This is a genomic window from Streptomyces sp. NPDC007189 (genome assembly GCF_040703635.1).
Lineage (GTDB): Bacteria > Actinomycetota > Actinomycetes > Streptomycetales > Streptomycetaceae > Streptomyces.
The window spans coordinates 1-12,748 of record NZ_JBEYEY010000008.1; the positions used below are offsets into that span (position 1 = coordinate 1).

General features: G+C 68.9%; 14 protein-coding genes and 3 pseudogenes. 7 read left to right on the plus strand and 10 right to left on the minus strand.

Annotated features, from left to right (window positions below; genetic code table 11):
- Window positions 1-120 precede the first annotated feature (120 nt).
- Together AB0950_RS17890 and AB0950_RS17895 are read left to right on the plus strand one after the other, a co-directional pair.
- A complete protein-coding gene (locus tag AB0950_RS17890) occupies window positions 121-456 on the plus strand; it encodes a helix-turn-helix domain-containing protein (protein ID WP_366778884.1) in 336 nt (111 codons plus the stop codon).
- A 492-nt stretch (window positions 457-948) separates the two neighbouring features.
- On the plus strand, window positions 949-1,119 hold the full coding sequence (locus AB0950_RS17895) for a hypothetical protein (protein WP_366778885.1): 171 nt from the start codon (window positions 949-951) through the stop codon (window positions 1,117-1,119).
- Here AB0950_RS17895 and AB0950_RS17900 read toward each other — a convergent pair.
- Complete coding sequence (locus AB0950_RS17900) at window positions 1,104-1,625, minus strand: carboxylesterase family protein (protein WP_366778886.1); 522 nt, start codon at window positions 1,623-1,625, stop codon at window positions 1,104-1,106. The two genes, AB0950_RS17895 and AB0950_RS17900, sit on opposite strands and share 16 nt — an antisense overlap.
- A gap of 289 nt (window positions 1,626-1,914) precedes the next feature.
- Here AB0950_RS17900 and AB0950_RS17905 point away from each other — a divergent pair, with 289 nt between their 5' ends.
- The 4 genes and pseudogenes from AB0950_RS17905 to AB0950_RS17920 all read left to right on the plus strand — a co-directional run.
- The gene (locus AB0950_RS17905) at window positions 1,915-3,156 is read left to right on the plus strand and encodes a protein kinase (RefSeq protein ID WP_366778887.1); all 1,242 of its coding nucleotides are present in this window, start codon (window positions 1,915-1,917) and stop codon (window positions 3,154-3,156) included.
- A 184-nt stretch (window positions 3,157-3,340) separates the two neighbouring features.
- Complete coding sequence (locus AB0950_RS17910; RefSeq protein ID WP_366778888.1) at window positions 3,341-3,520, plus strand: hypothetical protein; 180 nt, start codon at window positions 3,341-3,343, stop codon at window positions 3,518-3,520.
- A gap of 325 nt (window positions 3,521-3,845) precedes the next feature.
- Window positions 3,846-4,508, plus strand: a complete 663-nt coding sequence (locus AB0950_RS17915; protein ID WP_366778889.1) for a DUF6368 family protein — start codon at window positions 3,846-3,848, stop codon at window positions 4,506-4,508.
- A 6-nt stretch (window positions 4,509-4,514) separates the two neighbouring features.
- Window positions 4,515-4,670 (plus strand): annotated as a pseudogene (locus AB0950_RS17920) (site-specific integrase); the annotation flags it as partial.
- A 6-nt stretch (window positions 4,671-4,676) separates the two neighbouring features.
- On the opposite strand, the gene AB0950_RS17925 reads toward AB0950_RS17920, so the two are convergent.
- The 4 genes from AB0950_RS17925 to AB0950_RS17940 all read right to left on the minus strand — a co-directional run bounded on the left by AB0950_RS17925 (window position 4,677) and on the right by AB0950_RS17940 (window position 8,008).
- Complete coding sequence (locus tag AB0950_RS17925; protein WP_366778890.1) at window positions 4,677-5,597, minus strand: RNA polymerase sigma-70 factor; 921 nt, start codon at window positions 5,595-5,597, stop codon at window positions 4,677-4,679.
- Entirely contained in the window at window positions 5,594-6,799 is a 1,206-nt protein-coding gene (locus AB0950_RS17930) for an FAD-dependent oxidoreductase (RefSeq protein WP_366778891.1), read from the minus strand. Before AB0950_RS17930 ends, AB0950_RS17925 begins: the two co-directional genes overlap by 4 nt.
- Window positions 6,800-7,176: 377 nt before the next feature.
- Window positions 7,177-7,620, minus strand: coding sequence for a zinc-binding dehydrogenase (locus AB0950_RS17935; RefSeq protein WP_366778892.1), 444 nt, complete (start codon window positions 7,618-7,620; stop codon window positions 7,177-7,179).
- On the minus strand, window positions 7,517-8,008 hold the full coding sequence (locus AB0950_RS17940; protein WP_366779060.1) for a transposase: 492 nt from the start codon (window positions 8,006-8,008) through the stop codon (window positions 7,517-7,519). Before AB0950_RS17940 ends, AB0950_RS17935 begins: the two co-directional genes overlap by 104 nt.
- Window positions 8,009-8,587: 579 nt before the next feature.
- Between AB0950_RS17940 and AB0950_RS17945 the strand changes: the two genes are divergently transcribed.
- Window positions 8,588-9,469 carry an alkaline phosphatase family protein gene (locus tag AB0950_RS17945; protein ID WP_360160620.1) on the plus strand — a complete coding sequence of 294 codons (882 nt, stop codon included), beginning with the start codon at window positions 8,588-8,590 and terminating at the stop codon, window positions 9,467-9,469.
- Between the two features lie 309 nt (window positions 9,470-9,778).
- Here the strand turns inward: AB0950_RS17945 and AB0950_RS17950 are convergent.
- The 5 genes and pseudogenes from AB0950_RS17950 to AB0950_RS17970 form a co-directional block, all read right to left on the minus strand.
- A pseudogene (locus tag AB0950_RS17950) lies at window positions 9,779-9,880 on the minus strand (IS481 family transposase); the annotation flags it as partial.
- A gap of 12 nt (window positions 9,881-9,892) precedes the next feature.
- Window positions 9,893-10,261: a trypsin-like serine protease gene (locus tag AB0950_RS17955; protein WP_366779062.1), complete on the minus strand. Its 369-nt coding sequence runs from the start codon at window positions 10,259-10,261 to the stop codon at window positions 9,893-9,895.
- Window positions 10,219-10,644 (minus strand): annotated as a pseudogene (locus AB0950_RS17960) (trypsin-like serine protease); the annotation flags it as partial. The gene AB0950_RS17955 and the pseudogene AB0950_RS17960, both read right to left, overlap by 43 nt.
- A gap of 19 nt (window positions 10,645-10,663) precedes the next feature.
- Window positions 10,664-11,251, minus strand: coding sequence for a hypothetical protein (locus tag AB0950_RS17965; RefSeq protein WP_366778893.1), 588 nt, complete (start codon window positions 11,249-11,251; stop codon window positions 10,664-10,666).
- Window positions 11,248-12,555 (minus strand): hypothetical protein, encoded by a 1,308-nt coding sequence (locus tag AB0950_RS17970; protein WP_366778894.1) that lies wholly within the window; start codon window positions 12,553-12,555, stop codon window positions 11,248-11,250. The genes AB0950_RS17965 and AB0950_RS17970 overlap by 4 nt, the downstream gene beginning before the upstream one ends.
- Window positions 12,556-12,748 lie beyond the last annotated feature (193 nt).

The window sequence follows — 12,748 nt, forward strand, 5'->3', positions numbered from 1 at the left end:
GGGTATTTGCGTGGTGCTGGCACTGCTCGTGGTTCTCCTTCGGGCCAGGATCATAAGCCTGGCTTCAGGGACTCCACGAATCCGGGGTCAGCTCATACAGCCGAGGAGCGTGCGGCCTTCGTGCGCGACATCCTCGACCGCATCGGCGACAAATGGTCGGTCATCGTCATCTGTCGCCTCGGGAAGGGGCCTCATCGTTACAACGAGCTGCGCCGGGCCAGCGACGGAATCACCCAGCGCATGCTCAGTTCCACCCTGCGCGCTCTGGAACGCGACGGCATCGTCACCCGTACCGTCCATCCCACCGTGCCGCCCCGCGTCGAGTACGCCCTCACCGAAACCGGCCGCACCCTGCTCGACGTCGTGAAGGCCCTCGCCCGCTGGACCGACCGGCACGTGGACGTCATCCGGGCCGCCCGCGCGGACTACGACCAGCGAACGCACGCCACGACCTGACACCCGACACAGTCGCGCCCCCTCCACAGCGTCGATCGACCGCGATGCGAAGCATGCCCGGGGGCGCGAGCCAGCTGGATCTACGGAGGCCGTTACCCAGGGGCCCATGAAGGGGGACGGATGGTCAGGGGATTCCTGGGGCTGACAGACCTCTCGCGTGGGAGACGGCCCGTCAAGGGATGTCATCGGCGTGGCTCACGCGGTGTGCTGCGTGCGCCCTGGCGATCCCCTCTGTCAGCCGAAGTGGCGGATGCGGGCTGCGGTCGCGGGGGCGTAGGGCAGCCAGTCACTGGCCGTTCCGGCGGTGACGAACTCGGCGACGGCGCTCGCGGATTCCTGGCCCAGGGTGTGCTCGGTGTGGCCCGCCCCGGCGAGGATGGGCTGTCGGGGTAAGCCTCGAAGGTGTTGAAGAGGAAGGGCAGTTCGGCGCAGTGGGTGGCCCCCAGGGCGTGCGGATCCTCGGCGGGGACGTAGTCGAACGAGTAGACGTAAGTGGTGCTGCCGCCGACCGCGTGGTGGTCGGCGATCTCCAGCGAGGCGTCGCTGGAAGAGGCCGTCGGTCTGCACCGCGGTGAAGATCTGCGCGGGTGTCGCCTGCGGGAGACGCGCGGCGTGCTGCTGGTAGACGTCCTGGGCGGCCTGTCGGCTCAGCTGGGCCGGTGAGCACGTCCAGGGCGGCTGCGGTGGTGAGGTTCTGGATGCGAGGGTCGAAGGCGAAAGAAGGCCGTCGCCTCGTCACGGGTGGTGCCGATCAGCAGCGGCTTGTCCTCCAGGGCGCCGTCCGCAAGCGCCTGCTGCCGGGTGCGGGGCATGCCGGGGGCGTCGAGGACCGGATATATCGGCGGGGCCGCGTTGCCCGGATCCGCGAGCTGGACGGAGAGGCGGCCGTAGGCGTCCAGCATCTGCTCGGCCGGCAGGGCGCGCAGGGCCGCCGCGATGTCCGTGCCGTCCGGGATGCCCAGCAGGCGCAGGTAGGCGGCGGCGTTCTCGGCGGCCTGGTGTGGGTCCTCCGGGTTCAGGCCGAAGGGGCCGCTCTGCAGCAGCACACGGCTGATGAATCCGTTCGTCTCAGGGTCGAGCGCGAGCGACAGCGCCGAGTACGCTCCGGCGGACTGCCCGCCGACGGTGACGGTGCGCGGATCACCGCCGAAGGAGGCGTTGTCCTGCACCCAGCGCAGTAAGGCGGCCCCAGGGTGTGACGGCCTGTCACTCCGGTGCGCTGTAGGAGTGGGCCCAGGGACCCGGGGGGGGGCTCGTGGCACCTGCTCGCCCCCTACTGCGAGCAGGTGATCGCGCAATGAGGGGCAGGCAGGCGAATCCCCCGTCATCTGCCTGCCCCATGCGCGTTCCCCCACGAAGGCTTCCGGTCCGAGAGGGAGTGTGCGTCGGCCTGGGCAACCGGGACCCGAACGCCCGCAACCCGCAACTACCGGGCCCGGGGGAACGACGAGCAACGCGATGATCGGAGTGGGTGTGCAGGGTCTGCTGGCGGACCGCTATGAGTTGCAGGAACTGCTGGGACGCGGCGCGATGGGCGAGGTGTGGCGGGCCTGCGACCACCTCCTCGGGCGCCCCGTGGCCGTCAAACTGCTGCATACCGAGGAAGCGGAAGACGCCGAGCGATTCCGCCTGGAGGCACTGATCGCGGCCCGGCTCAACCACCCCAATGTCGTGGGCATGTACGACTTCGGCTCTCACCACGACCAGCCCCACCTGGTCATGGAACTCGTCGACGGCTGGAACCTGGCCCAGGAACGCTCCCTGCGCGGCGTCCTGCCCCCGGCCGAGGCGGCAGCCATCACGGCCCAGGCGGCCGCCGGCCTCTCCGCGGCACACCACCAGGGAGTGGTCCACCGGGACGTCAAACCCGCCAACGTGATGCTGACCACCGACCGCAGAGTGAAGATCACCGACTTCGGCATCGCACGCTTCGCCGAGGAGACCGCCAGCGGCCTGACCGCCACGGGCACGATCATCGGCACTGCCGACTACCTGGCTCCCGAGCGTGCGTTGGGCCGTCCCGCGCAGCCCGCGTCCGACGTCTACTCCCTCGGCTGCGTCCTGTACGAACTGCTCACCGGGCGGCCTCCGTTCAGCGGAGCCACGTCACTGGCCGTGGTCCAGCAGCACGTCAGTGCCACACCCCCACCGCCCGACCGCCTGCGGCCCGGCATCCCGCAGCCGCTCTCCGACTTTGTGCTGCGCATGCTCGCGAAGGACCCGGCCCACCGGCCCACCGCCGGCCAGGCAGCTGACTGGCTGGCCGCGCAGAGCGGAACGTCGTGGCCGGCCGAGCCCGACGGCACCACCCCCGTGCCCGCCCCGGCCATTCCATCGTCTCCAGCGCTGCACGCCGGTGAATCCCTCGGCGGCACGCACTCCCGCCCCAGCGGTCGCCGCAAACTGGCCTCCAAAGCCGTTCTCGCCGGCGCCGGCCTTGCGCTGTTCGCCGGGGCCACGGCTCTTGGCGCCTCGCTGAATTCCGGCGCCACGGCACCTACGTCTCCACCCTCTCCCTCACCCACTCGCATCGCACCAACAACCGCCGGTCGGACCCCGGCCACGACGCCATCCCTGGCCCCTCCGTCCGCCACGACCTCACCCGGGCCGGAGCACGGTGGCGACAAGGGCGGCGAGTGGCCAGGCAAGCACGCCGACGGGGAGGGAGGAAAAGGACGGCAACGGCACTCCGAAAACTGAGTAGCCAGGGATGGCTCGCACAGCCGTCAGGGCAGACCGTCGCGTGGTCCGTGCTTCCGCTGCTTGCGGTGCGCGCCTGGGCGCCACGCCCCTGACCGGCGGTACGTCCAGGTCATGGCCGAACGTCGCGCGTATCCGAGTGATCTGTCCAATGCCCGCTGGGCGTTGATCGAGCCGGCGGGCCGTGGCGGCGGTTCGTCTCGCCCAGGCGGCGCCGCGGCAGCGTGCGGAGCCGAGCGAGGTCGTCGACGTGCCGGAATGCTGGGATCGACTCGACGGCGCCGCGCAGGTGTCGGTGTGTGCTCCCGGCTGCCGGGTCTGTGTGCAGGCCGAGGAGCGCTACCACCTCGACCTCATCCCATGAACCGGACACCGGCCACCGCGTAGTCGATACGCCGAAACCGCGAACACACGGGCTCCCGCGCGCTCTGGTGGCACAGGCCACGACCGCTGCGGCGGCGGTCGGCGACCGCCAGAGTGTGTCTGAAGGATCGTATATTTCCGTGGTGTGACAGGCTGGCCGGAGCCCGGCCTCATGTTGGAGCATGTGGCGGCCGCCATCCGTCGAGGGTGGCTAGTGCTCTGACCGCACAGGTTCGCCGGGTTGGCGGCGTCGGTGCTCGGACCGGCTGGACTCGGTGTGGGAACAGCTTGGGCGGTCGCGGGGCCGATCAAACTAGGCTCCCAGCATGTCTGGTCCGACGTTGGTGATCGAGTTGGCGGAGCCGCTCTCCCGGACTGCGCTGCGGGAGTTCCGCGCGTTGATGGTGGGGCTCTCCTCCCACTTCGATGAGAAGCGGCCCTGGTTCTTCGCCGTCAACGTGCCCGCAGAGCGACTGGGCGTCGAGGACAGGCGAGAGAAGGACTGGCGTAAGCCGTTCCCGCTGCCACTCCTCGGCAAAGCCTCCGCGGACGAGGAGCTCACGGCCCGGGTGGGATTCAATCCGCAGCGCGAGGACTGGCGTCGGCCCTTCCTGGTCTACTTGATGGGGCCGGGTGTCGGCGATGAGAACATCTTCGATGCTGAGCACGCGGACGAGCCCGAGGTGGAGGCCATCCTCGGCTTCAGGCCGACCCATGCCGTCAATGTCAGCGCCGGCTGCAATCGCGAGATCGACCACGTGGCCACGGCCTTGCTGACCGCCGCTGTCATGGACGTCATCGGGGGCGTGGCCAATGTCGAGCTGCTGGATGAACAGGCGTCGGTCGTCGCTGGCCTTCCGGGGGTGTTGGGGATCGCGGGCGACGACTGGATGGCGCTGGGATCGGCGGAGTTCCTGCGGGCCTGGGTTGGGCACCCCGCCTTCCGGCGTCCTAGTCTGCCGCCCCATCTCCGGAACGCCACTCAATGAGTCCGCATGACCCACCTCGGCGAGCAGGGCGCGTCGCGGCTGATGCTCATGGCGAAGACCCGTCAGGCGAAGCCGGAGAACCTCCGCCGCTACTTCAAGCCGTCGCCCGCGGCACTCCCCGGGCTCACCAGTCTGCTCGCCTCCGACGGCAGCCTGTGGTGACGACGCTCACTGCGTTGTCATGTCGTAAGCGGTGCCGTCGGCGACGGCCTGGAGTTTGTCCGGGTTGGCCACGTTGTGGATGGCGGTGATACGACCGTCGGCGTCGAAGTCGAAGGTGACGGTGGCGAGCACGCGTCCCGGCCCGCTGATCAGGATGCCCGGCCCGCCGTTGATCTCAACGAGTTCGGCCTTCATGTCGGCAGGTGCGACGCCCTGGTAGGTGACGGTTCCGATGGCCGCGAACCAGGAGGCCGCCGTGGCGGCGCCCAGGACCGGGCGCAGGGCCTGGCGGACCTTGCCGCCGCCGTCGGTCCACAGGGTGACGTCCGGGGAGAGCAGCTCCAGCAGAACGTTGACGTCACCGCCGGTAGCGGCGGCCAAGAACCGCTCGGTGGCCTGGCGTTGCCGCGCCCGGTCGGCGGGGAAGCGCGGCCGCCGGGCCCGCACGTGCTCGCGGGCCCGGTGCGCGGCCTGCCGCACCGCGACTTCGGAACGCTCCACCGCCTCGGCGATCTCGGCGTGGCTGAAGTCGAAGACCTCCTTCAGCACGAACACCGCGCGCTCCAGCGGGCTGAGCGTCTCGAGTACGACCAGCATGGCCATCGACACCGACTCGGCCGCCGTGACGGCATCGGAGGCATCCCCGCCGGTGAGGATGGGCTCCGGCAACCACGGCCCTACGTAGGTCTCCCGCTTGCGCCGGGTCGAACGGAGCCGTTCCAGCGCCAAGTTCGAGACGATTCTCGTCAGGTACGCCTTGGGGTCGGCCACCTGCGAACGGTCTGCCGCAGACCACTTGATCCAGGCGTCCTGGATCGCGTCCTCGGCATCGGCCGCGGTACCGAGGAGGCGGTAGGCCACGGAGAACAGAAGCCGCCGGTGCTCGTGGAAGACCTGCTGATCGGGGTGGGCGGACAGGTCGGTCACTTGGCCCTCCGGACCCGGGTGAAGCGGCCCCCGCGGGGCCAGAACGCGCCCGAGGCGGGCATCTTCTTCATGCGGCCGTACGTCGGCCAGGGGGAGGCGGTCACCGTCTCCTTGTACCGGACGGCCATACGGCCGGTCAGGCAGATCCGGCGCGGGCTGCCATCGGGCCGTGTGAACTGCACCACGGCGTCATCGCGTCCCAGGCTCACCGGCGTGTGGTAGTAGCCGAAGCGGAACGGCTTGGGCTGCTTGCCCCTGAGCACCCGGTCGATCGACAGCGCGGCGTGCACCCCGGTCGGCATGCCGCTCTGGCAGGTGCCGTGCATGATGCCGTATCCCTGGCGAATCGCGGCAGCGTCGCCGATCGCGTACACCTCGGGGTGGGACACCGACCGCAGCGCGGGGTCGGTGAGGATGCGTCCGTGCTCGTCGACGCCCAGTCCGGCGGCGGCAGCCAGCGGCGAGATCCGCGTGCCGCTGGTCCACAGGACCGCGTCGGCGGCGATGCTCTCCCCGCCCGCCAGCTCCACCGCGTCGGGCAGCAGTTTCACCACCTCGACGCCGGCACGCACCTGGACGCCCAACCGGTCGAGGGCGGCGTGCAGATACGCCTTGGCCTTCGGGTTCATGGCCGCACCGGACTCCTGCCTGCCCACCAGGACCACACTCAGCCGGGGGTACCGCTCGGCGATCTCCGCGGCCGACTCGACGCCGGTCAGCCCGCTGCCCGCGACCACCACCGTGCCGCTGCCGAGCCGCGCCAGCCGGTCGGCCAGCAGCTCGGCGTCCTGGGTGCTGCTCAGGGTGTACGCGTAGTCCTCGGCCCCCGGCACCGCCGAGGTGTCGGCGAGGCCGCCCAGCCCGTACACCAGCGTGTCGTAGGGCAGCACCCGGTCGTCGTCGATCCGCACGGTCTTCGCGTCCGCGTCCACCGCCGTCACCCAGCCGCGCACGAACTGCGCGCCCGTGCCCTCCAGCAGCTCAGGGACGCTCAGCTCGGCGAGCCGCTGCCCGGTCGCCGTCATGTGCAGCCGCATGCGCTCGGCGAACCGCTCCTGCGCGTTCACCACAGTCACCCGCGCCTCTTGGCGCCGCTGCACCCGGGCCGCGAGCTGAACGGCCGCAGCCATCCCCGCGTATCCCGCCCCCAGGATCACCACGCGGTGCCCGCTCGCCGTGCCCGTCTCCTGCCGTGCGCTCATCGTTGGGTCCTCCTCGGCTCGCTTGCTGACGCCCACCAGACGGGAGCAGGCGGCCTGGACGTGACATGAGCCGGATGTGATGCACAACACAGACTGAATCGGGGCCCGCAGCAATGTGGATGCAGGGGGTCCGTGAAACGACTACCAGTCCCCTGGGGACAAGGGCTGACAAGAAGTGTCCGGTCAAGCGGCCAGGACAGGTGCCGGCGTCACTCATGCGTCGTCGACGGCGTCCTTGTCACGCAGAGAACGCAGCCCACCAGGCAAGCGGACAGCTGGAAGGAGCAGCGGCCCAGCACGATGACGTGGTGCCGCGCGAGCGCCGACAGGCGGGCGACGCCCTCCTCGCGGATGTCGAATCCGCGTATGCTCGTCAGCTACCCGATCTTGATGATTACCTTTCCGAAAGGGCTGGCAGAATCGTAGTACCGGTACGCTGCCACGGCTTCCTCCAACGGGAACACCTGGTCGAGGACTGGTCGCAGCCGATGCGCGGTGATGACGTTGCTCATGGAAATGAACTGAACACGACTGCCGACGGCCAACGCCCGAACCGTAGCGGCGACGCCGAACAGCAGACGAGGGTCGAACGGTGGCCGGAGACGGACACAACGAAGGCGATATGTCCGTCCGACAGCGCCTGACTTCAGAGACTCCTCCAACGTTCCGGCGGTGTCGACCACGCGGTCGATCCTTCCCCCGGCGGTGAGTTCACGGCTAGCGGTGTGCCAGTTCGGGACTTCGCGGTAGTTGATGACCTCGTCGGCTCCCAAATCGCGGAGGCGCTGTTCCTTGTCCGCGCGGCTTGTCGTGGCGATCACTCTCGCGCCCAGGACTTTGGCGAACTCCACCCTGAATGGCGGGCACGAGGGCGTCCTCGGGGAGGATGGCCAACTCGGTCAGCATTCCGTCGAGCGAGCCACCCAGTTGCGGCAGGTATGCCGGCTCCAGCGGGCCGTCCAGCCACCGCGGGAACAATGTTTCGACGGTCCCGGCCCTCGTATCCCACTCGCGCGGACGACAACCGTTGCGGTGGTTGACTCGCTCGTCGCTGACCTGCCCGTATTCGGCATTGCAGAGGACATCGGTCTCGGCGGACATGAGCGCGTCGGCGAACGTCTTGACCATCGCGCGCAGCAGATCGGGACTCGCCGGGGCGAGGTTGTCGTCCACGAGGACGTGCAGGGGCAGACTGTCGGGAGCGGTCATCGTGCTGATCTCCTCGGGCTTCGACACCTCGAACATCAGCCGGTGGCCGTTCGTCTATGCGGACCTCATCCCGATGCCGGAGCAAACCCCGGATCAGCTCGAACCCGTACACCACTTCCGTAGGCGCAACCTCAGACCGACAGGGCCGGGGGCACGGGTGGCAGCACCATACCGGCCGGCAAGTCCCCAGCCGTCGCTGGCGGCTTGAGCGCAGCGCCCCGCAGTTCAAGACGGTTCCCGCCCCGGGCCGCGTTCCAGCCTCGCCCGGCAGCGGTGGGAGTCTTCCTCGGGCGATGGGCAGTTCAGGGTTTTCCCGCATGCAAGGTCCTGGCCATGCCACAGAAGTTCAAGGCGGCCACCGTGCCCGTCCCGCCGCCGTTTCCCGGCGTCCCCTGGCAGGCGAACGCGATATGCGGGGTCATTCTCCGGCCGCCGACAACTGTTTGACGTGCCTTCATTTCAGAGAACCTGAAGACCGCCAGAGCGCCCCCTACTCTCCTACTGCCAGAAGCAAAGACGACCGCCTGAGCAGTAGACAACCCCCCGCGCTGTCCCAACCGCTCCCACAGGAGGTCCACCATGTCCTTGCTGTCCCGCATGAAGCGCTCGCGCCGGGCGCTCTCCCTCGCCGCCCTCCCTGCCGCCCTGGTCGGGGTGTGGGCCGCCGCCCCGGCTGCACAGGCCGCCGCTCTCCCCACCCCCGACCACGTGATCGTGGTGGTGTTCGAGAACCACTCCTACGAGCAGGTCATCGGCAGCACGAGCGCGCCGTACCTCAACAACACCCTGGTGGCCGGCGGCGGCAACCTCACCCAGTCGTACGCCATCACCCACCCCAGCCAGCCGAACTACCTGGATCTGTTCTCCGGCAACAACCAGGGCATCACCAACGACAACTGCTACACGCCGCAGTTCAGCAGCGCCGCGAACCTCGGCTCCGAGCTCATCGCCGCCGGCAAGACGTGGGGCAGCTACAACGAGGGCCTGCCCTCCCAGGGCTCCACGGTCTGCACCAACTCCGCGACCAAATACGCCCGGAAGCACAACCCGTGGTTCGCCTTCAGCAACGTCCCGCTGAACACGGCGCACACCTTCACGCAGTTCCCGACGGACTACACGACGCTGCCCAAGGTCTCGTTCGTCGTCCCGAACCTGTGCAACGACATGCACGACTGCTCCATCAGCACAGGTGACACCTGGCTGCAGAACAACCTCGGCGCCTACGCCACCTGGGCCAAGACGCACAACAGCATCCTGGCCGTCACCTTCGACGAGGACGACAGCTCGCACAGCAACCACATCGCCACCGTGTTCTACGGTGCGCACGTCGCTCCGGGCAGCTCCGCCTCGACCCACTACAACCACTACGACACCCTGCGCACCCTCGAGGACCTGGCCGGTCTGACCACCCATGCCGGAGCCGCGGCCAACGCCGCCGACATCACCGGCATCTGGAACTGATCCAGGTCCGACTTCAACAGGCTTCACACGAAGTTGGCCCACAGCGGTGAACCAGCGTCAGGACCGCAGCCTCACAGGAGGCGGCGGTCCTGACGTACCGGGTGGTGACACACGAACGTCGTCCCCTCGTCGGCGTCGTCAACCGCGAACACCGAAGCCCGGGAGGTGCCTACAGAACAGCCGTCAGACGGGCGGCGGAGTCGTCTGAAAAAGCGGACACAGCTGAAACGGGGACTGACTCTCGGTGAAGAGGGACTGCTGGACGCGGCCGGCCGGCTGGACTGGTCAAGAGCGTGCGTCGACGGCGTAAACCGACTTGGCCGGGCTGGAGCGCTCGTAGCGGCGGATGATCTGCCCGGTGGGGCGGTCCAGGGCAGGACAGGCGTTGAGGCCGTGGCGGGTGAGGAGGCGGCCAGACGGCGATCACCCGCTCGGTTGGGTGTGCGCCACATGGTCGATCCACGGCGCCAGTGGTGCCACGCTGACGTACACCCCGACGTCGTCGACGCGGCAGCTGGGGCCCCAGCTGATGATGCCGGTGACGGTCGTCGCGGCTGGTGCCGTCAGGACGGGGCCGCCCGAGTCGCCGGTGCAGGTGTTCCGGGTGGCCCCGGGAGCCGGCTGGGCGCACAGCTGCCACTGCGGGCGTGGCGCGATGCCGAGATCGCGTTGGGCGCGTACGCAGCGCTGCGGATCGGTGAACCGGAGGGCCACTTCAGAGCGCCGGCAGGGGCCACGCCACCGTAGCCGTCCCGTCCCCAGCCGATTGCCGTGCCCGTGGCCGGCACGGATGGTGTCCGGGTGGGAAGCCGTGCGGGCGGTACGCGGACAGAGCCGGCCAGGACGAGCAGCGCGGCGTCCACGGAGCGATCCGGGTACACCAGCGTGCGGGTGACGTGCACGCGTTGGCCGGTGACGGGCGCGGTGTGGCACAGGTTGTCAGCCCGGACGACCGCGTCGATGGACCCGTCGCGGCGGCCGCTCAGGCAGTGCCGCGCGGTGAGTGCGAGGTCGGGTGCGACGAGGGTGCCGCCGCAGAACTGGCCATTGAAGAGGTCGTTTCGTGGCGCGGAGGCGTTGACCAGCGCGACGACGCTGCGGACGGAGGGCCGGCGGGCCGTCGGCGCGGAGGGTCGCCCCTCCGGCCAGCAGCCCGCCGACGAGCACCACGCCATAGGGCGGCACGTCCCGATCTCAGGAGCATTGCTTCTTCTTCGTCTCCACTTGGAGGCTGATCAGGTTGTGCCACCGGTACTTCTTCGAGCCGACGTGGTAGTCGACCAGGACGGCACGCATGCCGACGTGTGTAGTGCCGGTCACCTTGACCACCGTGACCAGGTTGTACGCGGAGACGGTCCTTTCCTTGACGCCTTCGGGTGGCAAGGTCGCCCCGACCGCCGGCTGCCGCGCCGCCCAAGCCGCCGAGCGGAAGTCGTGGGGCGGTGGATAGGGGGAGTAACCGTAGTCGGTGGACCGTTCGCCCAGCAGGAAGGCTGTGACGAGGTGCAGGCCGTGGGGATCGAGAAGGGTGATCTTGTCGATCACCGCCTTCTGATCACCGTAGTTGTCGAGGTCGTCGCCGCCGAAGGCGACCGACCCGCCGGTCGGGACGGGCACACACACCTGGCCGGAGTTGATCGGCTGCTGGTCCTTGCCGTCGAAGGGGCCGCCGTAGGCGACGGAGGCGGCGGAGGTCGTACGGGAACAGCCGGTGAGGAGGCCCAGAAGCAGACCGGACGTGATGGTGGCGAGCCCTGTGCGAACGGCGGCAGGGCGCTTCACGGGTTGTATCCGCTGCTCGTTCCGGTCGCGACGAACCGGTGGGGATGGGAGCCGCCGACCGAGCCGACCGTCCCGCACAGGTAGCGGGTGGCGTGGAAGCTGTAGTCGACGGTCGCGGTGTTGGAGTAGCCGGTTTCCGAGGAGAAGTCCACACCTGCGTCGCCTGCCAGCGATGCCCCGTTCGCCCAGCTGACCGCGCTGGTGGTGGTCCGCTGGAAGTGGCTGCCGTTGACGTACTTCGCGCACGTGCCCGACATCGTCTTGGGGATGGACGCGGAACTCGTTGTCGCACCGCCGAAGTAGGAGGTGGGCCGTACCTCGTAGTGCGTCCTGTGCTGAGTGCCCTGCGGGGTGACGCCGTAGCTCACGCAGTCGACGCGGTACTTGGCGTAGTTGAACTGAGTCTTGTAGTAAACGCCGTGGTGATCGCCGTAGGTCTGGTAGGAGTTGGTGATGGTGGTGGACTTTGAGGTGGTGCCGCCCGATTGCCAGGAGTCGAACCCCCCGCTGCCGGACATCCCGGCACCGAGGGGGCCTGTCGCGCCCTTGGCGTAGGTGAAGGTGTGGGACACCTTGGTGGTGGCGCTGTAGGTCTGGCCGATGATGACGTTTTCCGCTCCGTACTTCTTGAGCACCGTCGAGCTGCACGACTTGGGGACGCCCGCGTCGTAGTCGGGTCCGGGATCGTCGTCGCCGGTGCCGCCCGCCGGTGCCCAGAAGGCCGAGGTGTCGGTGATGGCCACCGGGGTGTCACTGTCCTCCATGACAGATGCCGATTCATTCGTGGCGCCTATGGAGGTGGCGCAGGGCGTGACTGTGGAGCCGGTGTCGAGTACCAGGTCGACCGCTACAGGGTCGGTGTCCGAGGAGTCGTTGGCATCCGGGTTCGTGGCGGTCAAGGATGACGCGTCCGCCCCGGCGTCGTCTGCCGATGCATCCCCGCCTTTGTCCACGGGGGCGGCGAGGAACGCGGCGCTACCGGACGTGCTGGGTGTCACCCGAGGTGTCACTGAATCGCCGGTGTCGGAGAGCGTGGTGTTGATCGGCGTCCAGATGCCGTGCTGACGGATGCGGACGGGTGCGTCGAACACCCGGGTGGTCAACGTGCCGTCGGGGTTGGCCCAGGATTTGGAGGTGGCGGTCTCCTCTCCGGTGATCTCCACCCGCGATCCGGTCCGACACGCTGCCGCCTGCGCCGGCACCAGGTCGGGTTCGGCACTCGCGGACGGCGCGGGGCTCGCAGGTGCGGCGCCGTCGGCCAGCGCGTACACGCCGCCACCTGAACTCACCAGTGCGAGTCCCACGGCCAGGACCATCAGCCGAGGCACTGATCTTCGGCGACCAGGCCCCGAGGCATGAAACGATCTCAACGGCCCGAAGCCGTGACGATTGGACAAGTCTCCCCCGAGGGAAAATGATCGGGTCGCTCTTCACGGCGAGGTCCGGGCCTGATCATGAAGTTGACGTGAAGAAATCGTCAATTAAAAGTTTCGCCAA